The organism is Flavobacterium sp. DG2-3, from assembly GCF_030730925.1.
Taxonomy (GTDB): domain Bacteria; phylum Bacteroidota; class Bacteroidia; order Flavobacteriales; family Flavobacteriaceae; genus Flavobacterium.
Map to the genome: position 1 here is coordinate 213,260 of NZ_JAVAMB010000004.1, position 25,745 is coordinate 239,004.

The 25,745-nt window shown below is 33.3% G+C and carries 25 protein-coding genes; 6 read left to right on the forward strand and 19 right to left on the reverse strand.

Going from position 1 to position 25,745, the window contains the following annotated elements; genetic code table 11:
• Nucleotides 1-64 precede the first annotated feature (64 nt).
• The gene (locus tag Q9Q97_RS08360) at nt 65-829 is read left to right on the forward strand and encodes an MBL fold metallo-hydrolase (protein WP_306156113.1); all 765 of its coding nucleotides are present in this window, start codon (nt 65-67) and stop codon (nt 827-829) included.
• Here Q9Q97_RS08360 and Q9Q97_RS08365 read toward each other — a convergent pair.
• Nucleotides 826-3,030 carry a radical SAM protein gene (locus tag Q9Q97_RS08365; RefSeq protein WP_306156114.1) on the reverse strand — a complete coding sequence of 735 codons (2,205 nt, stop codon included), beginning with the start codon at nt 3,028-3,030 and terminating at the stop codon, nt 826-828. The two genes, Q9Q97_RS08360 and Q9Q97_RS08365, sit on opposite strands and share 4 nt — an antisense overlap.
• Before the next feature lie 258 nt (nt 3,031-3,288).
• Nucleotides 3,289-4,536 carry an MFS transporter gene (locus Q9Q97_RS08370; protein WP_306156115.1) on the reverse strand — a complete coding sequence of 416 codons (1,248 nt, stop codon included), beginning with the start codon at nt 4,534-4,536 and terminating at the stop codon, nt 3,289-3,291.
• A gap of 289 nt (nt 4,537-4,825) precedes the next feature.
• On the opposite strand from Q9Q97_RS08370, the gene bshC reads away from it, so the two are divergent.
• From bshC to Q9Q97_RS08385, 3 genes are all read left to right on the forward strand, one after another.
• Nucleotides 4,826-6,415 (forward strand): bacillithiol biosynthesis cysteine-adding enzyme BshC, encoded by a 1,590-nt coding sequence (gene bshC, locus Q9Q97_RS08375; protein WP_306156117.1) that lies wholly within the window; start codon nt 4,826-4,828, stop codon nt 6,413-6,415.
• A 125-nt stretch (nt 6,416-6,540) separates the two neighbouring features.
• Complete coding sequence (locus Q9Q97_RS08380) at nt 6,541-7,812, forward strand: acyltransferase family protein (protein ID WP_306156118.1); 1,272 nt, start codon at nt 6,541-6,543, stop codon at nt 7,810-7,812.
• A gap of 253 nt (nt 7,813-8,065) precedes the next feature.
• The gene (locus Q9Q97_RS08385) at nt 8,066-8,485 is read left to right on the forward strand and encodes a nucleoside-diphosphate kinase (protein WP_223704072.1); all 420 of its coding nucleotides are present in this window, start codon (nt 8,066-8,068) and stop codon (nt 8,483-8,485) included.
• Nucleotides 8,486-8,602: 117 nt separating this feature from the next.
• Here the strand turns inward: Q9Q97_RS08385 and Q9Q97_RS08390 are convergent, their stop codons facing one another.
• The 14 genes from Q9Q97_RS08390 to Q9Q97_RS08455 form a co-directional block, all read right to left on the reverse strand.
• Complete coding sequence (locus Q9Q97_RS08390; RefSeq protein ID WP_306156245.1) at nt 8,603-8,899, reverse strand: DUF721 domain-containing protein; 297 nt, start codon at nt 8,897-8,899, stop codon at nt 8,603-8,605.
• Nucleotides 8,880-9,320, reverse strand: a complete 441-nt coding sequence (locus Q9Q97_RS08395; protein WP_306156119.1) for a lipocalin family protein — start codon at nt 9,318-9,320, stop codon at nt 8,880-8,882. Before Q9Q97_RS08395 ends, Q9Q97_RS08390 begins: the two co-directional genes overlap by 20 nt.
• 18 nt (nt 9,321-9,338) lie before the next feature.
• The gene (locus Q9Q97_RS08400) at nt 9,339-9,488 is read right to left on the reverse strand and encodes a hypothetical protein (protein WP_306156120.1); all 150 of its coding nucleotides are present in this window, start codon (nt 9,486-9,488) and stop codon (nt 9,339-9,341) included.
• Nucleotides 9,489-9,830: 342 nt separating this feature from the next.
• The gene (ftsY, locus tag Q9Q97_RS08405; protein WP_306156121.1) at nt 9,831-10,784 is read right to left on the reverse strand and encodes a signal recognition particle-docking protein FtsY; all 954 of its coding nucleotides are present in this window, start codon (nt 10,782-10,784) and stop codon (nt 9,831-9,833) included.
• Nucleotides 10,785-10,972: 188 nt separating this feature from the next.
• On the reverse strand, nt 10,973-11,125 hold the full coding sequence (locus Q9Q97_RS08410) for a DUF4295 domain-containing protein (protein WP_008468081.1): 153 nt from the start codon (nt 11,123-11,125) through the stop codon (nt 10,973-10,975).
• Between the two features lie 74 nt (nt 11,126-11,199).
• Nucleotides 11,200-11,382: a 50S ribosomal protein L33 gene (rpmG, locus tag Q9Q97_RS08415; protein WP_008253902.1), complete on the reverse strand. Its 183-nt coding sequence runs from the start codon at nt 11,380-11,382 to the stop codon at nt 11,200-11,202.
• A 27-nt stretch (nt 11,383-11,409) separates the two neighbouring features.
• Nucleotides 11,410-11,646 carry a 50S ribosomal protein L28 gene (rpmB, locus tag Q9Q97_RS08420; RefSeq protein WP_008468080.1) on the reverse strand — a complete coding sequence of 79 codons (237 nt, stop codon included), beginning with the start codon at nt 11,644-11,646 and terminating at the stop codon, nt 11,410-11,412.
• Nucleotides 11,647-11,717: 71 nt separating this feature from the next.
• Nucleotides 11,718-12,971, reverse strand: coding sequence for a competence/damage-inducible protein A (locus tag Q9Q97_RS08425; RefSeq protein ID WP_306156144.1), 1,254 nt, complete (start codon nt 12,969-12,971; stop codon nt 11,718-11,720).
• 176 nt (nt 12,972-13,147) lie between these two features.
• Complete coding sequence (locus Q9Q97_RS08430; RefSeq protein WP_008468078.1) at nt 13,148-13,492, reverse strand: Hpt domain-containing protein; 345 nt, start codon at nt 13,490-13,492, stop codon at nt 13,148-13,150.
• The gene (locus Q9Q97_RS08435) at nt 13,492-14,103 is read right to left on the reverse strand and encodes a fumarylacetoacetate hydrolase family protein (RefSeq protein WP_306156145.1); all 612 of its coding nucleotides are present in this window, start codon (nt 14,101-14,103) and stop codon (nt 13,492-13,494) included. The genes Q9Q97_RS08430 and Q9Q97_RS08435 overlap by 1 nt, the downstream gene beginning before the upstream one ends.
• Nucleotides 14,104-14,189: 86 nt before the next feature.
• Complete coding sequence (locus Q9Q97_RS08440) at nt 14,190-14,960, reverse strand: 3'-5' exonuclease (protein WP_306156146.1); 771 nt, start codon at nt 14,958-14,960, stop codon at nt 14,190-14,192.
• A 216-nt stretch (nt 14,961-15,176) separates the two neighbouring features.
• Entirely contained in the window at nt 15,177-16,532 is a 1,356-nt protein-coding gene (locus Q9Q97_RS08445) for a dihydrolipoamide acetyltransferase family protein (RefSeq protein WP_306156148.1), read from the reverse strand.
• 84 nt (nt 16,533-16,616) lie between these two features.
• Nucleotides 16,617-17,780 (reverse strand): glycosyltransferase family 2 protein, encoded by a 1,164-nt coding sequence (locus Q9Q97_RS08450; RefSeq protein WP_306156150.1) that lies wholly within the window; start codon nt 17,778-17,780, stop codon nt 16,617-16,619.
• Nucleotides 17,781-17,810: 30 nt separating this feature from the next.
• On the reverse strand, nt 17,811-18,992 hold the full coding sequence (locus tag Q9Q97_RS08455) for a hypothetical protein (RefSeq protein WP_306156151.1): 1,182 nt from the start codon (nt 18,990-18,992) through the stop codon (nt 17,811-17,813).
• A 112-nt stretch (nt 18,993-19,104) separates the two neighbouring features.
• Here Q9Q97_RS08455 and Q9Q97_RS08460 point away from each other — a divergent pair, with 112 nt between their 5' ends.
• Complete coding sequence (locus tag Q9Q97_RS08460; protein WP_306156152.1) at nt 19,105-19,659, forward strand: hypothetical protein; 555 nt, start codon at nt 19,105-19,107, stop codon at nt 19,657-19,659.
• Between the two features lie 52 nt (nt 19,660-19,711).
• Here Q9Q97_RS08460 and Q9Q97_RS08465 read toward each other — a convergent pair whose 3' ends face one another.
• A complete protein-coding gene (locus Q9Q97_RS08465) occupies nt 19,712-20,905 on the reverse strand; it encodes a DUF5009 domain-containing protein (protein ID WP_306156153.1) in 1,194 nt (397 codons plus the stop codon).
• Between the two features lie 111 nt (nt 20,906-21,016).
• On the opposite strand from Q9Q97_RS08465, the gene Q9Q97_RS08470 reads away from it, so the two are divergent.
• Nucleotides 21,017-21,754, forward strand: a complete 738-nt coding sequence (locus Q9Q97_RS08470) for a tyrosine-protein phosphatase (RefSeq protein WP_306156155.1) — start codon at nt 21,017-21,019, stop codon at nt 21,752-21,754.
• 11 nt (nt 21,755-21,765) lie between these two features.
• Here the strand turns inward: Q9Q97_RS08470 and Q9Q97_RS08475 are convergent, their stop codons facing one another.
• Together Q9Q97_RS08475 and Q9Q97_RS08480 are read right to left on the reverse strand one after the other, a co-directional pair.
• Nucleotides 21,766-23,181, reverse strand: coding sequence for an undecaprenyl-phosphate glucose phosphotransferase (locus Q9Q97_RS08475; RefSeq protein ID WP_306156157.1), 1,416 nt, complete (start codon nt 23,179-23,181; stop codon nt 21,766-21,768).
• A 197-nt stretch (nt 23,182-23,378) separates the two neighbouring features.
• Complete coding sequence (locus tag Q9Q97_RS08480; RefSeq protein ID WP_306156158.1) at nt 23,379-25,745, reverse strand: polysaccharide biosynthesis tyrosine autokinase; 2,367 nt, start codon at nt 25,743-25,745, stop codon at nt 23,379-23,381.

Genomic DNA, 25,745 nt, shown 5'->3' on the forward strand with positions numbered 1-25,745 from the left:
AAAGAAAAATCTGTAAGCAGTTTTTCGAAAAACTTTGTATTTTTAATATCTAATTTTCTCGGATATGAAATTACATCATTTGCGAAATGCCACTTTGGTAATTGAAACAGAAAAGCATGTCATTTTAGTTGACCCAATGTTAGGTAAAAGAAAAACAATTCCGCCTTTTACTATTTTCAGATACAAACCGAAAAGAAATCCTTTGGTAGCCTTGCCAAAAAACAGTCGCGAGATATTAAGTCGTGTTACGCATTGTTTGATCACGCATTTGCATCCTGACCATATCGACAAAGCGGGAGAAGTTTTTTTAAGACGAAAAAGCATTCCTGTTATCTGCAGTTCTAAAGATGAAAAAGCTTTAGTTCAAAGAGGACTTAGCGTAATTCAGACTTTGGAATATTGGGAACCGCAAAAGTTTTTGGATGGAAAAATTACTGGAATTCCTGCTATTCACGGTTATGGTTTTATTGCTAAATTGATGGGAAATGTTATGGGATTTCTTATTGAATTGGCAGATCAAAAATCGATCTATATAAGCTCTGATACCATTTTTACACAACACGTAGAAAAAGTGCTAACTCAATTGAAACCAGACATAGCTATTGTTGCCTGTGGTACCGCAAGATTGGATTTCGGACAACCATTATTAATGCGAATGGATGATATTTTGAAATTTGCTACACTGGCACCAGGGAAAGTTCTCGCTAATCATTTAGAAGCTTTAAATCATTGTCCGACAACAAGATTACAATTAAGAACTGCGCTTTCGGATCATGGCCTTTTGAGTAAAACTTCTATTCCGAATGATGGAGAATGTATTGAATATTAAAGCACCAATAAACCGAACTCTCGCAAAGTATTTACAGGTTTAGAATACCAAAACAGTTCAAAATCTTCAAGCGAAGTTTCAAAGTCATTTTTGACTTCTTGAAAAGTATAATTTTTAGCTCCAGAAACGTTTATTTTCGATAAAATCGAAACAAGCCACTCGCCTTCTTCTTTACTGGTTTGAATATCAAAACTTTCTTTTTTGTCGTGAAAAGTCAGCGACATCATTTCCCAGCTTCTTCCTTTTTTTGATTTGGTAAAAGCAGATGCAGAAGGTCTTCCGCCAAGCCAAACTACTTTTGCATTTGGTTTGGTATTGAAATCGTTTTGTTCTTCTAACGCATTAAAAATAAAATCGGGGTGAATTTTTGTTTTCGGAATTTTAAAATCAAACCAATCCTGCAATTCGTAATCAAAACAAATTCCGTGCATGAAATTGAAAAGCGATTTCTTTAAGCCAAAACTAAATTTATCGTGATTGATTCCTGTAGAATCTGTATATTCGATATCGTTGTTAGCGAAAGTTCCTATGGCTTCTGTCTTCTTTGTAACACCAAATTGTTCTGGATACAATCCGACTGGACTATGAGCTGTAAGTGCAAACTGATGCCAAAAACCAGACTGCAAAACTCCTGCTTCAAACAATTGGCGAACCATTTCAAGACTATCAACAGTTTCTTGAATAGTTTGTGTAGGATATCCGTACATTAGGTACGCATGCACCATAATTCCTGCTTCGGTAAAATTTCGGGTTACTTTGGCAACTTGCTCAACCGTTACACCTTTATCAATTAATTTTAATAATCTATCTGAAGCGACTTCTAAACCACCAGAAACGGCAATACAGCCAGAAGCTTTCAGCAGCAGACATAAATCTTTTGAAAAGCTTTTTTCAAATCGAATATTCGTCCACCAAGTTACAGCCAATTTTCGTTTTAAAATTTCTAGAGCCAAAGCACGCATCAAAGCTGGCGGTGCAGCTTCATCAACAAAATGAAATCCGTTTTGACCTGTTTTTTCGATCAATTCTTCTATTCGGTCGCAAAGCAAACTTGCCGCAACAGGCTCATATACTTTTATATAATCTAAAGAAATATCACAGAACGTACATTTTCCCCAATAACAGCCGTGCGCCATGGTCAGTTTGTTCCAGCGCCCGTCACTCCACATTCGATGCATCGGATTTACAATTTCTATAACCGAAATATATTTATCTAAAGGAAGATCGGAGTAATCAGGCGTTCCTACATAAGCTTGTTTATAATCGTGTTTTAGAGAATTGTTTTTGTAAACCACTTCTCCGTTTTCAAGTAGAAATGTCCTTTTAAAAGAAGCTGAATCTGGATTTTCTAAATGAAAAATTAGTTCTTCAATTGGAACTTCTCCGTCATCCAAAGTAATAAAATCGAAAAATTCAAAAACGCGTTTATCAGAAAGCGATCGTAATTCGGTATTTGGGAAACCGCCTCCCATTGAAATCTTAATTTCAGTATGATTTTCTTTTACCCATTGTGCGCATCTGAAAGCGCTATATAAATTTCCAGGAAAGGGAACAGAAATTAAAAACAATGATGGTTTTACAGCTTCTATTTTTTCTTTTAAAATCGAAATTAAAATCGAATCGATGTATGTTGGCTCTTGCTGTAAAACAGTATATAATTCATCAAAAGAATTAGCGCTTCGTCCTAAACGTTCGGCATATCGGCTAAAGCCAAAGTTTTCATCGACACATTCTACTATAAAATCTGAAATATCTTCTAGATACAAAGTAGCTAAATGTTTTGCTTTGTCCTGCGTTCCCATGGTTCCAAAAGCCCAATCGAGTTCTTCTAATTGTGCGAAACGAGAAGCTTCAGGGAGAAAATCTTCCTGACAAATCTGCAAAGCCAAAGTTGGATTTTTTCCCTGCAAAAATTGAATTACAAAATCTATCGTTTTGATATATTCGTCTTGAAGCGCAAAAATGCGTTTAGAGTTATCTGAGATTTCAGAATCTAAAACTTCAAACTTGAAACTTGAATACTGAAACAAATCAATAAGTCCTTTCTTAGAAAACAGTTCTAAAATCACATCAATACCCAAATCTGCCTGAACCGATTCTATATTTTTAGTGTTTAGAAAGCCTTTTATATACGCCGTTGCCGGATACGGGGTATTCAGTTGGGTAAATGGTGGCGTAATTACAAAAAGTTTCGTTTTCAAAAGGGAATTATTTTTTTTGCAAAAATACGGGATATTGGCGACTTTTCAAGGAAAAGATTTTATTGCTTTATTTCAAGAAAAGAACCGAAGGATTCAAATGTTTATAGAAAAGAGTTGTCACGGTGAGTACGACCCTGAAAGGGTCGAATGTACAACGCAATCTTTATGCTATAAACATTTGAATCCTTCGGATTCGATACAAAAAAACCTCCGATTAAAACTGGAGGTTCTACATATTAATAGTTTCTTTTTCTCTTTTTAAAACTTATGTTCGTCTTTACTAATTACTAAAAATGAAATTAAAGATATCAACGCCGCAGCGACTAAATAAAAGCCCACATAACTCACATCATACGTCTTAGCTAACCAAATTGCAATCATCGGCGCAAAAGCTGCACCAAGAATTCCTGCCATATTAAAAGTCAACGAAGCTCCAGAATAACGAACATTGGTTGGAAATAATTCGGATAAGAACGTTCCTAACGGACCATAAGTAAATCCCATTAAAGACATTCCGATGCAGGCAAAAATCGTAACTAGAGTAATATTTCCTTCACTTAAAAAATAAGAAAAGAAAAATCCGAAAACGGCAATCGCTGCTGTTGCTGCAATAAGCATTTTACGACGTCCGATTTTATCTGCCACAACAGCCGAAACTGGAATAAAAATGGCAAAAAATAACACCGAGAACAATTGAATTAACAATCCGTCTCTTTTTACAATTCCTAAGTCTGAAGTCGCCCAGCTTAGTGTAAACACTGTCATTAAATAAAAAACCAAGAATGTTGTTATGGCTGCAAGTGTTCCAAAAATCAATTGATTTTTATACGATTTAACCAGCTCTAAAAATGGCACTTTTACCTCTTCTTCCTCTTTTTTAGCATTTTCAAACGAAGGTGTTTCCGTAATTTTTGTTCGAATATAAAAACCAACAATAACTAAAAGCGCGCTGGCAATAAAAGGAATTCTCCAACCGTAGTTCATAAAATCTTCATTGCTCATAGAATCGGTCAATAAAAGAAAAGTTCCTCCTGAAAGCAATAATCCGATTGGAGCTCCCAATTGCGGGAACATTCCGTACCACGCACGTTTGTTAGGCGGAGCATTTTCTATCGCTAATAAAACGGCTCCTCCCCATTCGCCTCCTAAACCAACACCTTGTCCGAATCGGCAAAGCATTAATAATAATGGCGCTACAACTCCAATACTTTCATAACTTGGCAAAAATCCGATCGTTACGGTCGAAATTCCCATTGTCAATAAAGCCGCAACAAGCGTAAATTTACGTCCAATCTTATCGCCATAATGTCCGAAAAATGCAGATCCCAATGGTCGCGATAAAAAGGCAATAGAGAAAGTTGCTAAAGATTCCAGAGTCGCCATTGTCGAATCTGAGCTCGGGAAAAATAATTGTGGAAAAACCAATACGGCTGCATTGGCATAAATATAAAAATCAAAAAATTCGATCGTAGTACCAATAAGACTTCCGAAAAGGACATGTCTCAAAGAATTCTGTTTAGGCTTCATTTAAAATAGATATAACTTTTTTATTGCAAAAATATAGTTTCATTATTAATAATTCATGTTTACAAGAATTAGTTTTAAAACACTTATGCTTTTTTAACAAATACAATGTGATTTCGATTTAAAAACAACACATTTCACTTCATTTTAAAAACTTGATTTTATGCGTTTTAAAACAAAAATTAAAAATCAATTCTTAAGCAATTGTTAATAGCGTTTTTAACTGTATATTTTCATTAAATTTACAGCTGTCAAAAATAAATTTAAAATTATGCCTACCGACTGTATCAGCTTTCAAACTTCTGGATATTTCTCTAAATTAATGCAAGATTACTTAGATCAAAAACCAGAGTTAAAACCGCTGTACAACCATTTTCCAAGCCTAGAAAATTTCGAAAAACAAATTGCTGAAAAATCAGCCAATTTTAATCATAGCAACCGAACTGTATTGGTTGAAACTCTTCAGAAACAATATCAAAACATTGAAGCTTCCGATTTAACCAATCAGAATATTTCGCTTTTAGCACTCGAAAACACTTTTACCATTACAACAGGACATCAGTTAAATCTTTTTAGCGGGCCGTTGTATTTTTTATATAAAATTATTTCTACCATTAATTTAACTAAAGAATTAAAATCGAAATATCCATCGTACAATTTTGTTCCCATTTACTGGATGGCTACGGAAGATCATGATTTTGAAGAAATTAATTATTTTAATTTTAAAGGAAAGAAAATCCGCTGGAATGCAGAAAGTACAGGTCCTGTCGGAAGACTTTCAACTAACGGACTAGAAGATTTGTTTGAAGTTTATTCTAAAGAATTAGGTTCGAGCACAAACGCCAATACTTTAAAAAAACTTTTTGAAGACGCTTATTTAAAACATGAAAATCTGGCTGATGCCACTCGTTATTTAGCCAATGCCCTTTTCACAAATTACGGTTTGGTGATTATAGATGCAGACGATGCCGATCTAAAACGCGCTTTTATTCCGTTTGTAAAAGAAGAATTAGAAAGTCAGACTTCGTTTAAAGCTGTTCAAAAATCAATTGAAAAGCTTTCAAATTATAATGTTCAGGTAAATCCGCGTGAGATTAATTTATTTTATATTGAAGATAAACTTCGTGAAAGAATCATTTTCGAAAATGACAAATACATAGTAAACAACACCAAAATCTCATTTTCAAAAGACGAAATTTTTAAATTACTAGAAAGCAATCCTGAAAAATTCAGTCCAAACGTAATCATGCGTCCGTTATATCAAGAGATTATTTTACCAAATCTATGCTACATTGGCGGAGGCGGAGAAATTGCTTATTGGTTAGAATTAAAAGGCTTCTTTGATGCGGTAAATATTACTTTTCCAATATTACTGGTTCGAAATTCAGTTCTTTTAGCGACAGAAAAACAAGTTAAAAAAGCCGATAATTTAAATTTATCTTGGAAAGATTTATTCAATAAATCTGAGAATTTAGTTAACGAAATTACGCATAAACTTTCTCCATTTCCGATAGATTTGACTCCTCAAAAAGAAGCTTTAGAAAAACAATTTGCCTATCTTTTTGAATTGGCCGAAAAGACCGATAAATCGTTTTCTGGCGCCGTAAAAGCACAAGAAGTAAAACAAAAGAAAGGTCTTGAAAATCTAGAGAAACGTTTATTAAAAGCACAAAAAAGAAAACTCGCAGATCAAATAGAACGTGTTACCGATTTACAATGCGAATTATTTCCTAATCAAAGTCTTCAAGAACGTCAGGCTAATTTTTCTGAATTTTATTTAGAAAAAGGCGAACAATTGATTCCGCTTTTGATTCAGAAACTAAAACCCTTGGAACATAATTTTGACATTATAATCATCTAAAAATAATTATCTTTAGAAATTTAAAAGCAATAATTTTAGGAACAAATAACCAGCACATCTCCTAGATTACTGCTCTCTCAAACCAAATAGAATTATATTTTATAACCTATTAACTAACTAACCTAATGGTAAGAGAACGCCTAATTTCGCTTGATGTCTTTCGCGGACTGACTATTCTATTGATGACTATCGTAAACAATCCCGGTGATTGGGGAAATGTTTATCCGCCGCTTTTGCACGCGCACTGGAACGGCTGCACACCAACCGATCTTGTATTTCCGTTTTTCATTTTTATAATGGGAGTCGCCGTACCGCTTGCAATGCCAGAGAAAAAATACGACGAAACTACATTCAATAAAATTCTGATTCGTTCTTTAAGAATGCTCTGTTTGGGGATTTTCTTTAATTTCTTTGGAAAAATTCAGTTGTTTGGTCTTGAAGGAATCCCGCTTTTAATAGCACGACTAATTATTACTTTCGCCGTTGGTTATGCTTTAATGGGCAGTTTCAGCACTCGATTAAAAAACATCTTTGCTTTCGGCATATTAGCCATTTATCTCATCTTAGCTTACGGTGGATTTGAAAATTATCAAGACGTTCGTCTCCCTGGAGTTTTACAGCGTATTGCTGTCGTATATTTTGTGGTTTCGCTTTTATATTTAAAAACTTCTAGAAAAGCCCAAATCATAACTGGAGTGGTTTTACTTTTTGGATATTGGGCGGTTATGACTTTAATTCCAGTTCCGGGATTTGGAGAAGCCAATTTAGAAAGAGGCACCAATTTAGCCGCTTGGGTTGACAGCGTACTTCTAAAAGGACATATGTACCACGAAACCAATACTTGGGATCCAGAAGGAATTTTGAGCACATTGCCATCAATTGTAAACGGAATTATCGGTTTATTCATCGGCCAAATTTTATTGCTTAATGTCACTAAAATTCAAAAAGCCCAAAGAATGGGTATGATAGGCACCGCACTAATCTTTTTCGGATTAATTTGGGATTTAGTTTTCCCCATAAACAAATCAATTTGGACAAGCAGTTATGTTTTATACACTACAGGATTGGCAACTGTTTGCTTAACTGCTTTGTATTATATAATCGATATTAAAGAATATAAAAAAGGCTTTAAACTATTCGTGATTTGGGGAGTAAACCCAATGATTGTTTTCTTTGCCTCACAAATTATTCCGCAGGCATTGACCATGATTCGTTTTCAAAACCCTCGAAATCCAGAAGAACAAACCAATCTTTTAGATTATTTATACCGTTTCGGAATTGCTCCATTCTTTAGTAATCCAATGACTGCATCTTTAGCAGGCGCATTGACATACGTTGCCATCTGGACCTTTATATTAAGGATTTTCTACAGAAACAAATTAATTTTTAAAGTGTAAAAAATTTCACCATATTATGTAGAGACGCACCGCAGTGCGTCTTTTTTTTAAACCATAGAAGTAAAATAAGTTCATATTACAGGAATAGCCAAATAGCAACTCCTTAATCAATTAAATGAACTTACACGAACTTATATGGTTCAAAAATATCTTTCTTGCTCAAAACATCATTGTAACCTATTTAAATTATGAATTTATTAAAATCAATTCATAAAAAAAGTATACTTTTGCACAAAATTTAATAAAATATAAAATGGCAACAAATAGAACTTTTACAATGATTAAACCAGATGCTGTTGCAAACGGACACATCGGGAATATCTTAGCAATGATTACTAATGGTGGTTTCAAAATCGTTTCATTAAAATTAACTCAATTAACTGTAGCTGATGCTAAAGCATTTTACGCAGTTCACGCAGAAAGACCTTTCTACGGAGAATTAGTTGAATTTATGTCTCGCGGACCAATTGTTGCTGCTATTTTAGAAAAAGAAAACGCAGTAGAAGATTTCAGAACTTTAATTGGAGCTACAAACCCAGCTGAAGCTGCCGAAGGAACTATTCGTAAAGCATACGCTACTTCAATCGGAGAAAATGCAGTTCACGGATCTGACAGCGACGAAAATGCTGCTATCGAAGGTGCATTCCACTTCGCAGGAAGAGAGCAATTCTAATAATTTTAGATTTCTGAATTTAGATTTTAGATTTAAAAATCTCATAAAAAAAACATCCGCCTCGGCGGATGTTTTTTTTATAAACTTAGCAGCTTAGAACCTTAGCAACTCAGAACCTTATCTCAAGATCACATCCTTCACCACTTCACGCCCAAGCTCCTCATTGATCATTTTCACAATTTTATACTTTCCATGAGCCAATTCTTCGCGCAAAACAGAAGAACCTAACTCAACATAAAGCGTACTCCCTTTAAGGACAACATTTTTAGTATACGTATTCACACCACTTCCCATAAGGTTTTTCCACGCATCACGCACATCAATTTGATCCATTCCAGGTTGCAATTTGTTTACCTGAATGATCTGCTGTAAAACAGCACTTATAGGAGTTTCGTTATTTAGTCTTTTCGCCATCATTCAATAAATTTATGGGTGCTGCTTTTTTATAATGATATTCTATTTTTTGCGGGTTTTTAACCACCAATTTGTCATCAGAAAGCGATATAATTTCTTCGCTCCATTTTGTATAATCCGTTTTATAATCCAAGAAAACCTGTTCTCCAGCAAAACGTACCGATACATTTTCGAAAGTATCTGTAGTTAAAAAAGTACCGTCAAATTGTGGCATTACTTTCGTTCGAACTCCTTTATTATTCTTAATTTGAAAAAAATCAAAAGTCTCGTTCATTTTATATTCTTTCTCTTCACCTTTCGCAAAAACCACTTTTTCAATTTCCCAATAGCCATTCAATTTAGCAATATCCGCTGGTTTTATTTCCTGCTTGCAACTCACAAACAATAGCGAAACAAACAAAACTATAAAAGTGTTTTTCATAAATAAAAATATTAAAATTTATTCTTTGTAATCTGATGAAGTCGAAGAATTAGGAGCTGATTCCTGCTGTCCGCTGTATTCCCGATAAACAAAAACTACAGCTAAAAAGCTTTGTTTTTCTAAATCGGGAGATGCCGCTCCCATCAGGGCTAGGGTTCCCGTTTTCAAAAGAAATTATTCGGACTACAAAGATAATCTTATAATGATCAAAAGAAATTTTTATCTCTTAATTTATTTTTCAATAAAAATCTAAAAAAAATAAATGCTTTACATCAATAAAAAACGAGCCTTTAAATCAAATACTTAAAGGCTCATTTATATTTTTTATTCTTACTATTTATTACTTTTTATTCTCTTTAAAACTCCTAAAAAGAATAAAACGACACCAGCAACAAGCAAAATATAGTAAACAGAAAGATTTTTATCCTTGAAAACATTTGCTAAAACAAAACTGATTACACTGGCAAAATAAAAAGTAAGTGCCGATATATTTTTGAAATCCATTATAAATTATTTAAAGAAACTGTCTACGAATTCGTATTTATTAAAAACTTGCAAATCTTCAATTCCTTCACCAACCCCAATATATTTAACCGGAATCTGAAACTGATCTGAAATACCAATCACAACACCACCTTTCGCAGTTCCGTCCAATTTAGTTACAGCTAATGAAGTTACTTCTGTCGCTGCTGTAAATTGTTTTGCCTGCTCAAAAGCATTCTGACCAGTAGAACCATCCAAAACTAAAAGTACATCATGAGGCGCATCAGCAACAACTTTCTGCATTACACGTTTTACTTTTGTCAATTCGTTCATCAAGTTGATTTTATTATGAAGACGACCAGCAGTATCAATAATCACCACATCTGCATTTTGAGCCACAGCTGATTGCAAAGTATCAAAAGCTACAGAAGCTGGATCACTTCCCATTTGCTGCCTTACAATAGGAACACCTACACGATCTGCCCAAACTTGCAATTGGTCAATTGCCGCCGCACGAAACGTATCTGCCGCTCCTAAAACCACATTGTGACCCGCTTTCTTAAACTGATAGGCCAACTTTCCAATAGTCGTTGTTTTTCCAACACCATTTACACCAACCACCATTAAAACATACGGTTTTTTATCTTTCGGAATTTCAAATTCTGTCGCTTCACCCGTATTGGTTTCAGACAATAAAGCACCTATTTCATCACGAAGAATCTGATTCAATTCTTCTGTTCCTAGATATTTATCTTCAGCAACACGTTTTTCAATTCTTGAAATAATTTTCAAAGTCGTATTTACTCCTACATCTGAAGCCACCAAAACCTCTTCCAGATTATCTAAAACATCATCATCAACTTTAGATTTTCCTGCTACGGCTTTGCTTAACTTCGAGAAAAAAGTAGTTTTCGTTTTTTCAAGACCTTTGTCTAAAGTCTCTTTTTTTTCGGTAGAGAATAATTTTTTAAAAAAACTCATTTTTTGTAGATTATTTAGATTTACTAGATTTCTTGATTTTCAGACAAGAAACCCAAATCTTTAAAGAAAGCGCAATTGTTTTTCAAAAAAAGACAATTTGTTACGATTCTTCAAATTTTTAGACAAATATAGGTAATAAAAAAGCTACTTCCGAAAGAAAGTAGCTTTTCTATATAATGTAAATGTAATTATTTCTTTTTCAAGAATTCATCAACTTCTTCAGGAGCCATAATAGATTCTACGAATGTATATGCACCAGTTTTAGGAGATTTCACCATTTTGATGGCTTTTGATAATCTCTTAGAAGATGTTTGTAACGATGCTACGGTTTTCTTTGCCATGATTCAAATGTTATTGAACTTTTCATAAAACTCGAATGGCCAAACCATTTGAGATTTATAAAAATCTCTAATTATTACTTAATTTCTTTGTGAACAGTTACTCTTTTTAAGATTGGATTAAATTTTTTAATCTCTAATCTATCTGGAGTGTTTTTTTTGTTCTTAGTTGTAATATATCTAGAAGTTCCTGGAACACCAGAAGTTTTGTGCTCAGTACATTCTAAAATTACTTGGATTCTATTACCTTTCTTTGCCATCTTGCTATATATTTATTTAGGAAAAGATTATTTGATAAATCCTTCTGACTGCGCTTTTTTCAAAACTGCAGTGATTCCATTTTTATTAATTGTTTTTATCGTAGATGCTGCTACTCTAAGAGTAATCCATCTATCTTCTTCTGGAAGATAAAAACGCTTTTTAACTAAGTTTACAGAAAACTTTCTCTTAGTTTTGTTCATAGCGTGAGAAACGTTATTTCCTACCATCGCTCTTTTACCTGTAAGGTCACAAACTCTTGACATTATACTTATCTTTTATCGTTATTCAAAATCAGGGTGCAAAGAAAAGAAAAATAAACCATTGTAGCAAAAAATTATTGCACAATTTTTAAAATTTCTTTCTGCAATATTTCTAAACTCTTAACTGTTGCCCTATCTATCACTTTTTCACGCGGTTGTCCAAAGTTAAATTCTTCCACAATTACGCCGTTTGGTGTTGCCAAAGCAATAAAAACTGCACCAATTTCAGCATCAGAATCGCCTTTTGAAGGTCCTGCATTGCCCGTCGTTGCTATTGCATAGTCGGTTTGCATTAAATTTTTCACATTCGAAGCCATTACAGATGCAACTTGCGCGCTCACAACAGAATACTCCTCAACTAAATCTTTGGAAACTCCCAAAACATTTATTTTAGCTTCGGTCGCATACGAAACGACACTTCCTTTAAAATAAGCCGACGCTCCAGGCACAGCAGATAATAAAGAAGCTACTTTTCCACCCGTAAAACTTTCTGCTGTTGCAATCGTTTTATTGTGCTTAGCCAGCATTTTACCTACAACCGCTTCTATTGTTTCATTTTCATCATAACCTACTATAATATCATGAATAATAGCATCTAGTGAGGCTACATTATCTTCAATTGCTTTTTCTAAAAGCTCTTTATCTGTTCCTCTTGCCGTTAATCTTAAACGTACACGGCCAGGATTTGGCAGATAAGCCAGTTTTATAAACTCTGGCAGATTATTTTCCCAATGTTCGATACGCTCTGCAACTAAACTTTCGCCCTGACCATAAGTCAAAATGGTTTTATGAATAATATAGGGACGTTTGTATTCGTGAACAATTTTTGGAATTATTTCCTCCTCAACCAAATATTTCATCTCGTACGGAACTCCAGGGAGCGAAATAAAAACGGTATTTTCTTTCTTCATCCACATTCCGGGTGCAGTACCAACTTTATTTGGCAAAACCGTACATTTTGAAGGAACCAATGCCTGATCCTTATTCATTTGAGAAATTGGTCTTTTATAAAAGCCCTCAATCAATTCTGTTACGTGTGCCAAAACCTTTTGATCAACCACCAATTCATCATCAAAATATTCGCAGAACGTTTTCTTTGTAACATCGTCTTTTGTCGGACCAAGTCCGCCGGTTATAATTACAACATCTACTTTGTTTTGAAAATGAGAAAACGTATCTAAAATATGTTTTTTATCATCGCTGATAGAAAGCATCTCTGCTACCTCAACTCCAATTCTGTCCAGTGATTTAGCAATAAAAGCTGAATTTGTATCAACGATTTGGCCAATTAAGATTTCATCTCCAATAGTAATAATAGCTGCTTTCATATCAGTGAAGTATTTTTTTCCTTGCTTACGCAAGTCAATAATTTATAAGTAGATTTATTTAAATTTTGCCTCAGAGGAATATTAACGGCTTTTACAAACTATAAGCCGTTAGCAAAATTTAAAAATGATTTTGACTTATTCCTATTCAAACAACAGAAAATAAGTCAAAATTTATATTAAAGATCAAAGTCTTTTTTAATTTCTTTAATCGCTTCTTTTACTTGTACTTTAATACTTTTAAAAGTCTCGATAATATCTTTTTTCTTGCCTTCAGCTTTTGTCCAAGCTTCTACCTGCAAGATTTCTTCAAAAGCAACATTAAGCCCCATTAAATCTAAAGTCGGCTTTATTTTATGTGCATAAGAATAGGCATATTTATGATCCTTCTTTTTAATTCCTTCCTTGATTTGTTTTAAATCTTCTGGTACTTCTGTTACAAACAAGGTTAAAATCTGATTTACAAATTCAGGATCATTATCTGAAAGCGCATATACTTTCGAAAGGTTGTATTTTAAAGCCATTATTTTACTTGTATTCTGAATAATTTTTTATCTTCTAAAAAGCCTTCTAAAACATCATTTGGTTTTACAGCCGCCACACCTGCTGGCGTTCCTGTAAAAATAATATCCCCAATTTTTAATGTAAAAAATTGAGATACGTGAGCAATCAGTTCATCAATTTTCCAGAGCATCATTTCTGAATTTCCTTTCTGAACTGTCTCGCCGTTACTTTTTAATTCAAAATTAAGATTTTCCATAGAAACAAAATCAGTTTTTGGCAAAAAATCACCAATAACTGCCGAACCGTCAAAAGCTTTGGCTTTTTCCCACGGAAGTCCTTTTTCTTTCAGTTTACTTTGCAGATCTCGAGCTGTAAAATCAATTCCAACACTTATTTCATCATAATATTTATGAGCAAATTTTGGCTCAATATATTTTCCGACTTTATTAATCTTTACGATTATTTCAACTTCGTGATGAACATCTTCAGAAAATTCAGGAATAACAAATGGATGCTGTTTCAGCAAAACTGCCGAATCTGGCTTCATAAAAACAACTGGCTCCGATGGACGTTCGTTTTTCAACTCTTCTATATGATTGGCATAATTCCTGCCGACACAAATAATTTTCATTTTTTTTATAGGTTCTAAGATTCTAAGGCGCTAAGGTTCTAAGAAAGTAAAACTTAGCTTCTTAGAAGCTTAGCAGCTCAGCACCTTTACTTCGTATTTAATTTTCTTAATTTAATTGCTGTCAAAACTTTTTTGGTGTACAAAGGAAAATCAGCATTTTGAATCCAGCTGAAATATCCTGGTTCTGTTTCCAAAACTTTCTCCACTTTAGCTCCTTTATGTTTTCCAAAAGTAAAAATTTCTTCATCATCTTTATCAAAAGCGATCATTCCGGCAAAGTCGGCGATTTTTTTACGAGTTGTAAATTCAGACAAAGATTTCATATCATTTTCCAGTTCCGGATAACGATCTAACTGTGCTTTTAGAATTTCATAAGTTGCCATTGTATCTGCTTCTGCCGAGTGCGCATTGTCTAACGTTTTTCCGCAATAAAACTTTAAAGCCGCACTCAAAGTACGCTCCTCCATTTTATGGAAAATAGTCTGCACATCTACAGAAACTTTGTTTTTCATATCAAAATCTACTCCAGCGCGAAGCAATTCTTCAGCCAGAAGCGGAATATCAAAACGATCAGAATTGAATCCGCCAAGATCACTGTCTTTAATCATATTATGAATATGCGGAGCAAGTTCTGCAAAAGTAGGTTCGTTGGCCACTTTTTCGTCTGTGATGCCGTGAACTGCAGTTGTTTGTGGAGGAATTGGAATTGTTGGATTAACCAGCCAGGTTTTACTTTCTTTGTTTCCGTTAGGAAAAACTTTGAATATTGAAATTTCTACGATTCTATCTTTACCGATATCAATTCCCGTTGTTTCGAGATCAAAAAAGCAAATTGGTTTGTTAAGTTTTAATTCCATTTCTAATTTTTATAAGTTTACAAATGTAATTTTTAAAGCGGAATATCTTCCTTTATTCTGATTTTTTTTGTCTAAAAAAGCTTTCAAATCGCGATTTTAACTTTTCTAAAATAAGTCTTCAATAAGATCACGCATTTCCACTTAATTCTTTTCTTACAAAAGAAAATCCGATAAGTTTTAAACCTATCGGATTTGAATTTATTTTATAATTGAATTTTAAAAATCTCTATCTACATCAAAAGCTTCTAAATATTCTGCAACTCTTTTTACGAAACTTCCTCCAAGCGCTCCATCAACAACTCTATGATCGTAAGAGTGCGACAAGAACATTTTCTGGCGGATTCCGATAAAATCACCTTCTGGCGTTTCAATAACCGCAGGCACTTTACGAATTGCTCCAAGAGCTAAAATTCCAACTTGAGGCTGGTTGATAATCGGAGTTCCAAAAACACTTCCAAAAGTACCAACGTTTGTAACCGTATAAGTTCCGCCTTGTGTATCGTCTGGTTTTAGTTTTCCAGCTTTTGCACGGTTTCCTAAATCGTTAACCGCTTTTGCCATTCCAACTAAATTCAACTGATCTGCATTTTTAATTACAGGAACAATTAAATTTCCGTTTGGAAGAGCCGCTGCCATTCCTAAATTGATATTTTTCTTTTTAATGATATAATCTCCATCTACAGAAATATTCATTCCTGGAAAATCTTTTAAAGCTTTTGCAACAGCTTCCATCATAATTGGAGTAAAAGTCAATTTCTCGCCTTCTCTTTTCTCAAAAGCGGCTTTTACTTTATCTCTCCATTTTACAATGTTAGTTACATCTACCTCAATAAAAGACTGAACGTGAGCCGAAGTTTGAACCGAAGCCACCATATAACCTGAAATCAGTTTACGCATTCTGTCCATTTCGACAATCTCATCACCGCCATTTACAGAAACAGGAACTGCTTGCTGACTTTTTTGAACAACTGGCTCAACTGCTTTCGGAGCTTCTGCTTTTGGAGTTTCAACTACTTTCGGAGCTGCTTCTACTGCCTTAGGTGCTTGAACTGCTCCAGATTTACGACCTTCTACATATTTTAGAATATCTTCTTTTGTCACTCGTCCGTCTTTACCAGAACCCGCAATATTTTCAAGTTCGCTTAAAGAAATCCCTTCTTCTTTTGCAATATTTTTTACTAATGGAGAAAAGAATTTATCTGAACTTGAGAAGTCTTGAGAAGTTGTTACCGTTTCTTTAACTGCTTCAATTGTTTTTTCAATTTCAGCAGCTTCGGCAGGAGCGGCAGTTTCTTCAGTGTTATTTATTGCTGCAGTTGGCGCGTCGCCTCCTTCAGTTTCAATAATCGCAATGGTCTGCCCTACTTGCACTAAATCATCTTTACCAAACAATTGCTCAACTAAAATCCCTGATACTTCGCTAGGCACTTCACTGTCAACTTTATCGGTTGCAATTTCGAGTACGGCTTCATCAGCCTCAATTTTGTCTCCTACTTCTTTCAACCAATTGGTAATAGTTGCTTCAGCGACACTTTCTCCCATTTTCGGAAGCTTTAATTCAAATCTTGCCATATTGTTAATCTAAAAGATGTTTTTGATTTTCAGATTGCGAAATTAACGAATATTTTAAACATAAATTACACTTAATATAATTTTTTACTCAATTTTTACGATTTGCCCTCTGTCATTTCTGGAATTGCTTCCAATAATAAAATGGGTCTTTTTGGGTAAAATTTTAAAAGTAATCCTCTTATCTTTAAGAGTTTCTATGATTTCGATACATTTTTTGAATGAAATGTATTGATTATCTAAAATAATTTCGACCTTTTTTCCCTTAAAAATCAGGCACGAATTTACCATTTTTTCTTTCGGGATTTTTAAAAACCGGACTTTATTTTTTAAAGTTAAGGCTAATTTTTGAGACAAATCTTCATTTAAAGAATAAAAAACATACGATTCTGGATTGGGTTTTATTCTCGCATTCCCCTGAAACATTTTTACAAAAGAGAAAAACCAAGTTCCGATTTGGATGAAAAAACTAAAAAACAGCGATTTCTTAAAATGTTTCTGATAAAAGAAATTCATCGCTTCTTGAAACCTCATCATATATTTTTCGTCTTTTACCGTACTTTCTCCTTTATAATGTAAAACAGTGGTCTCGTGAAAATAATAATTAGTCTTTTTCTTTTGTAATGCACGGTAAGACAAGTCGATATCATCAGCATACATAAAACAGTTTTCATCAAAACCATTTAAATCTTCATACAGACTTCTTTCTAAAAACATAAAAGCGCCAACGAGAATATCGACTTTTCCTGTTTCGTTTTCTTTTAAATGCCGTGCGTAATATTGATTAAAAAGTCTGGTTTGAGGAAAGATTTTATACAATCCGAAAATTTTTGTGAACGCAACCCAAGGTGTTGGAATTCCGCGTTTGCTTTCTGGGAGAAATTCTCCGGTTCCATCAATTAGTTTGCAGCCGATAATTCCGAGATTGTTCTGCCTTTCGGCGAAAGCCAAAATCTTTGTAAAAGTATCTTCTGCAACAACGGTATCAGGATTTAAAATGCAGACGTACTTCCCTTTCGCTTGACGAACACCAATATTATTGCCTTTTGGAAAACCAAAATTTTCTTTATTTTCAATTAGTTTAACGTCAGGAAATTTTTCTTTCAGCATCAAAACACTTCCGTCTGATGAATTATTATCGATTACCATAATTTCTGCATCGATTGCCGCAATCGCTTCCTGAACGCTTAAAAGGCATTGTTCGAGAAAGTAACGTACATTGTAATTGAGAATAACAACCGATAACTGCATGAAAAATGGTTCTGTAGATTTTGGCCGAAGTTAGAAATTTTCAGACAATCCCAAACGCAGCGACCAATCGTTTTTACTAATTCCGTAATCTAGTGCCAAATTACTGCCGTTTCTTTTATTCCATTTTACACGGATTCCGGTTCCAACTGCGGGATTCCATTTTTTAAATTGATAAGTATCTAACTTAGAAACCGAGGAAATATTAGTAAAAAATACGGCGCCGAAGAATCCGTTACGGCTGATATCGGTTCTGTATTCGGTTTCAAAATAAATTAAAGCATTGCTTCGATATCTGTTTTTTGTAAATCCGCGTCCTGTTTTCCCTTCACGATCCCAGCCAATACTTGGTAAATCTAAATAGTGCGGTTTTCCGCCAAATGTTGACCAGTAAAAAGCTCTAGAAGCCCAAACACGATGTTTGGTTTTACTAAAAGAATGGTATTTTCGGGCATCAAAATACAAAGACTGCCATTTATCTCCTTCTACTCCGCTGGTATTTATTCGTAAATCGGCTTCAACATACAAGCCTTCTTTTGGGTTTATTATATTTTTTCTAGAATCGTACAATCCCTGAATAGCAAATCCAAACGAAGTTTCGTTTGAAAAATCGCCATTCATATATTTGTAATAATCGGTTTCTCCGTCAATATAAGATTCTTCAGAAATATTTTGATAATTATCTAAAAGAAAACCAACTCCCAAACGATAATTTCCAACAATCTGCCTCGTAATAAACTGATAAAAACGCCACTGCTGGTAATCGAGTGTTGACATTTCTTTTTCGGAGTTATCTACTCCCAATCCATAAGTATCCTGAGGATAAATCATATAGCGATAATCTCCAATTAAATTCCATTTATTATCCTTAGAATAAATATAAGACTGAATCGGAAATACAAATTGTTTGCTAAAACTAAAATAAGGTGAAAAAGTGACCTGAGACATTTTGGTGGTTTCGGCATCACCTAAATAAAATGTAGTCAGAAAAGAAACAACTAAACCTGTGCTTGAATTAACGCCGACAGGAACTGGCAATAATGAAAAAGTTAGTTTTCTCTTTCTTTCGGGACGAATAGTATCTTGCTTGTCAAAAATTTTATGAATTACATCTAAAATATCTCGTGTACCCACGGCTGTACTATCATTTTGAGCCTGGCAAAACGATCCTATTAAAAGTAAAACGAAGATGTATTTAATTTTTAAACTATTCACTCACAATATCTTAAAAACCTTCTCTTACAAATTTAAATATTTTTAAATGAATTAAGCAGCATTTTTAATTTCTTAAAAAACTATATTTGATTATATGGTAAAAACTCAATTCATGAAGAATTTTTCAATTGTAATGGTCCTAGTATTTGTTTCTGTGCTTAAAATTGAAGGACAAAACAGAACCGATCTTATTAAATCGAACAAATGGTTTATTGCCGGACCGTCGGTTGAAAATGAAGAAGCAATAAATGCTTTACGCTTGAAAAAAGGAATTGTTTTGGTGACAGCAAAAGAAAATCCAAAACGAGAAATAGAGCTAAACGTAATGATTACAAATTCTGAAACCAACGACGGAGTTCCGACGAATATTTCAAACAAATCTAAATATGTAGAGATTACCTATCAGTCGACACAAATTATAAAACTGCAGGCGAGAGAAGGAAATGCCGAAGGAACAGGCTGTGTACACGGAGGTTCGCACCCGAGAGTAAGTCTTCCTGCGTCTCCAAAACATTTTTCTACGATAAAAATTCCTTGGACCGATTTCAAACAAGATGAACTTCCAAACGGAAAAACACTAAACCTCAACAATATTTGTAAGCTTAATTTTGTGAATTACAATCCCGTTTCAGGCTCATTATTAAAGATAAAAAAGGTTGTTTTTTAGTGTTCAGAATCAACAAAACTGATTACTAAAAAACGGAACACTGACCACTAAATTAAAGTTGCATCTGAATTTTATATCTGTTCAAAATTTTCATTACAAAAAGCATAATCGTAGAGAATACCAAAGACCAGATAATTCCTGGAACTCCTTCTGAAAAATATTCTGGCAGAATATGAATGTTAAGTGCTTTATTGAAATAATAAATAACACCTGGCAAAATATAAATCAGTAACGGATTTGCGGCGGCAGGCATAAAAAATTCGCTCCATTTGGTTTGCTTCTTAACTTCCATCAGCCAATACAAAAAGTAAAATAAAACGGTGCAAATTGCTGCCGATAACATTGTCCAAGAAGGTGTTCCTTTTATTTTTGAAATTCCGAAATACGGACGAAGTAAAATAGCAGTCAAAGTGAATAAAACTATAAAACCAATTACAGGCCAATTATTTTTGGAAATTATTTTTCGATCAAAAAACAACAACGAAATTATAACTCCAGCAGTTGCAAGCGATGCATGTGTAAGATGCCCAGCGATAAAACTTATCCAAGAAGTATTTTGGACAAAAGAGTTTTCGGTTAAGTTTAAAGAATTCATTGCAACAGAAAAAATCAAAAATCCGATCATTGCCCAAAGATTTCCATTTACTAGCCAATAATAAATTACAGTAAAGAGATATGCCCATCCGATCAAACCGAGAATTCCCCACCATTTTGGCGTAATGCCAATTTCTCCTGTCTCTTCTTGAACATATAAAAAGTATAAAGCAATTAGAACGAGTATCCCGCCATATTGAAGTACATTTTTTAACCAAAGCGGAAAATTTTTCGGGTATTTATTCCAAATCGGAATTGGCATCAAGTAAGCCAAAAGTCCCCAAAATGCGGGTTCAATTATCATTTTAGAAGCATCGTAACCATATTCGGCATTGACCATAAAAACACCAATTACAATAAGCGCAATTGCCCTCTTTAAAGTATGTGTCCAGATTGTTTTCGGACTGTCTCCTTTTATCAATCTAGCATTAAAAGCAAACGGAATAGACATTCCGACAATAAATAAAAAAGCAGGAAAAACTAAATCAACAAAAGTCATAGCATCTGCATCTGCGGGCATGTGTTTCATCCATTGCGGTACGTTTTTGACACTTGCCAGTTCATTTACAAAAATCATTACAAAAATGGTGATTCCACGCAAAGCATCAATAGAAATAATACGCTGATTAAACAGATTCTCTTTTATTTTCATAATTTTTTACTTTTTTACTAAAAATCAAATATAACATAATTCTAAAATGTCTTATTACAAATTCTAGATTAATTTTGCTCTCTATAAAATTGATTAATACTCATTTGTCCCATGTTATCATTTTTCAAATCAAAACCTGTTTTAAAAGAACTTCTCGACGGTAGTTTTGTAGATATTCATTCGCATGTTTTGTCTGGAATTGATGATGGTGCAAATGACATTACAAAATCAACTGCTCTTGCTAAATCTTTACAAGATCTTGGTGTTTCACAACTTGTTACAACTCCCCATATTAATTACCATATCTGGAATAATTCTCCAGAAGCGATCCAATTAAAACTTGAGGAAACTCAAAAAGCACTAAAAGAAAATAAAATTGAAATCCCGATTCGGGCGGCGGCAGAATATTTTATTGATAATTGGTTCGAAAATCTTTTTAGAGAGCAAAAACTGCTGACTTTAAAAGACAATTATGTCTTGGTCGAAATGTCTTATATCAATGCGCCTATCCAACTTTATAAGGTTTTATTCGAATTGCAAGTCGCAGGTTATATTCCAGTCCTTGCTCATCCTGAAAGGTATTTATTTTATCATAAAAACTTCGCTGAATACGAAAAGTTAAAAAATGCAGGCTGTTTGTTTCAGCTAAATTTATTAGCAACAGTTGGTTATTATGGAGAAAAAATCACAAAAGTTGCAGACGAACTTCTAAAAAAGGGATTATATAATTTTGCAGGTTCTGATGTGCACCATAAAAATCATATTGCAGCTTTCGATCAAAAAATTAAAATCAAAAATGAAACCGCTTTAAGAGAAGTTATTAAGAATAATACGTTTTTTAAGTTTTAAGACTTATGATCTTAGTAAGCGTTATCATCACCTTTTAGAACATTAATAAGAGTACGAACGATAATTTTTATATCTAAGAGTAAGCTCCAATTTTCGATATACCAAATATCACACTCTACTCTATTTTCCATATCTTTTAATTTCTTCGTTTCTCCTCTGTAGCCATTAACCTGCGCCCAACCAGTTATTCCAGGCTTTGCAAAATGCCTTACAGAATAATTATCAATCAATTCGCCATATTCTTTGGCTAGATTAATCATATGTGGTCTTGGTCCAACAACAGACATACTGCCCCAAAGAACATTAAAAAACTGCGGCAGCTCGTCGATACTGGTCTTTCTCATAAAAGAACCAAATTTAGTAACCCTGCTATCACCCTTTTTAGCCTGCTGATCATGAGCTTTATCGTTGAGATACATGCTTCTAAACTTAAAACAAACAAACGATTTATTGTCACGACCCGAACGAGCTTGCTTAAAAAATATCGGCCCCTTAGATTCTAATTTAATAATTAGCATTACAATGGGAAAAAGCCATGGAAAAATAAGCAGTATAACTAATATTGAAAAACAGACATCAAAAACTTTTTTTATAATTCTATTCACCGCTAATTCAAGAGGTTCAGAACGAAGCATTAAAACTGGAGTGTTTTCGTAAAAAGCGATTTCGACCTTACTCGATTTTGTATACAACTGAAAATCTGGAATAATTTTAATACGCACCATATTTTGCTCACATATTTTTATAAGCTTAGTTATAATATCTACCTTATCTATATGCAAAGCCACATAAACCTCATCTACTTTTTCTGTAATAATAAATTCCTGGACTTCATCAAAACCTCCTCGAATGGTCAATGGATTTAGATTTCCTGTTTGGTTTTCATCAAAAAAGCCCAAAAATTTATAGCCATACGTCAGATCCTTAGCTAATATTTTATGTATTTTTTCTCCTGTATTATTTGCTCCAACAATGATAATTTTTTTAAAATTATACCCTTTTGCGCGCATATATTTTAAAACCTTCATTAATACATATCGGGAGATCACTAAAAAGGTAAAGAAAAAAAGATAGAAGCATAATAATCTGAGCCTCGATATATCGTAGTATTTTAAAATAACAACAAAAAAAACTACGAATGCTATATGTATAAAAATTTTCTTTATTGTTCTTTGAAGTATTGTTTCAATATATTCGATTCTGATAATCCTGTGAGAATCTTTGTGCAGTAAAAGTCCTATCCAAATTAAATTTGTAAACAATGAAATTGTTCTTTCGTCTTTTGTCAAAAGATTATCTATAGTTCCAAATCGAACTATAAATGAGAGATAAATTGCAATATTCAGTATAATCAAATCCCAACAAACAAAGAGGACTTTGGAGTAACGCGAAAATCGATAATCTGACAATTTTTGTAAAAATCTCATTACTTTCTTCTTCTGGAAATTGATTGTTTTTGTACTGGCGACGAAAATAAGATTTTAATCACACTTTAATCTTATCTTTAGAACAATTTTCTTAAACTTTTAATTAAGATTTTTCGCAAAAAGAATTCGATCAAAACAAAAAAAGCGACCTATAGCAATAGACCGCTTTAATAACTTTTTAATTTTTAGTTATATTTTTAAAACCATTTCTTTTTCTTTTTTACTTCATTGTACCCATAACCATATCCGTAACCTTTTGAGGAAACCGTGTCATTTAATACAATACACATATTAGGAAGTTTCTTTTCTTTATAAAGGGAATTAGCAAACGAAAGCATTCGTTTATCTAGCTTATTTGCTCGTATAACATAGGCAAATGCATCTGCATTTTTTGCAATAAGCAATGTATCTGCCACTAAAGCAACCGGAGCAGTGTCTACAATAATGTAATCATATTTCTTTTTCAATTGAATAAAAAGCTCATCAATTTTACTGCTCATTAACAATTCTGCAGGATTTGGTGGAATTACCCCTGCTGGTAAAACATATAAGTCTTTGTAGTCTTTATGTTTAACGATATACTCTTGAATATTTTGTTCATTAGAAGACAAATAATTTGTTAATCCAATATTAGTCACAGCCATAAGTTCATTAATTTTTGGGCTTCTAATATCCATACCAATTAATAAAACTCGTTTTCCAGATAAAGCAAAAGTAGCTGCTAAATTTGCAGATAATAGTGTTTTTCCTTCTCCAGCAAAAGTTGAAGTAACAAAAATTGTTTTCGCAACATTTTGAGGGACACTATTTAACATAAACTCCAAATTAGTACGAACAATCCTCAGAGCTTCTGAAGAACTATCTCTGCTTTCCGATTTAATAAGTTCCTTAACATTATCAAAAGTAGGTATGTCTCCTATAAATGGAATTTGTGTATTGCCATCTAAATCTAATTTGCTCTTTATTTTTGTATCGAATAAATCCCTCGTATAAATTATTCCATACGGAATTATAAGTCCCAATAAGATTCCTGCCAGATATACTATTTTTTTCTTAGGACTTATAGGATTTTTTTCTTCTTTCGCAACATCAATTACACGAGCATTGGGTTCTGTTGCTGCTAGAGAAATTGTTGTTTCCTCTCTTTTTTGAAGTAAATAGATATAAAGTTCTTCTTTTACTTTCTGCTGTCTTTCTATTACTCTAAACTGGCGTTCCTGCAACGGAATTTTTTCGATTTTATTTTTTAAAATACCTTCTTGTCCTTTTAAATCGCGAATTTTAATCTGAAGATTAGATTGTGCTTGTTTTAAACTTTGAGAGATATTTGATTTTAAAGACGAAATTTGCTCGTTAAGTTTTAAAACAGCAGGGTTTTCAGCGGTAGCAGATTTTAAAATCCTATTGCGGTCAAGAACAAGCTGATTATACGAATTCATCAGAGAACTTGATTCTCCTTGATCTGAAATTAGGTTTGTTGGAAGTAAATCCGAATTATTGCTTTTTTTTAGAAAATCTAAAAGAGAAGAAACCACATTCAATTGAATTTCAGTTTCTACACCTTTTTTATTATATTCATTAGAGCCATCAATAAACAGCTTAGCTTGAGATTCTATATCAGCCAATTGGTTTATTTTTTTAAAACTTTCAACATGCTGTTCAACTCCGCTCAATTCCTCCGAGATTAAGATTAAACGGTTTGTAATAAAAGTTGAAGTATTTTCAGAAATTAAATTTCTATCCTCTGCAGCATCTCTATTATAAATTTGAACCATTGTATTCAAGAAATCTTTTGCTTTTTGAGAAACAGGATCAGAGACTGATAGACTAACCACGCTGCTCGTCTTGCTTACAGGTTCTACCCTAAGAGATTTTTGAAATGTCATGGCAATATCATCCAATGGCTTGACAGCAATATAAATGGGTTTAAATTTATCGGAAGATTTTTTTTCAAAAAAAACAGTTTTCTCAACAATGAAAGTTCCAATCGAAGTAAGTATTTTTTCACCATATTTATATTCTTTTTTATTAGAAACAAGCATGCTTTCGTCTTCATTTGCCACATCTTCTAAAGTAAATGTATTTGGGCTTAAAAACTTTAACTTTAAGCCCATCTCAGATTCATCAAAAAGATTTGACTTATTTACAAAAAATACTTTTATGGGAGCTTCTCCATAAATATCTTGGTCATTTAAAGTTCTTTTAATATATAGGGTTACATTAAGATTTAATTTTTGAATTGTCTTTTCAACTAATGTTCTAGATTTTAAAATTTCAATTTCGTTGTCTACATTACTTTTCATATTTGATCCAAAACCTAAATCTGAAAACATTGATAATTGAGAAAGCATACTTCCCTTTTTTTCATCTTTTACTAATATAGTAGTAGTAGCCTCATACCGCGATGTTGCATATTGCAAGTACACAAAAGAGCATAAAAGTCCCAATACCACACTCAATAAAAACCACTTCCAGTAAATAATATATTTTTCAAACTGCTCACGGAAATTTAAGCCTTCATTATCTTCGTTTGTAAAATCATCATAGAAATCTTGATTTTGCAT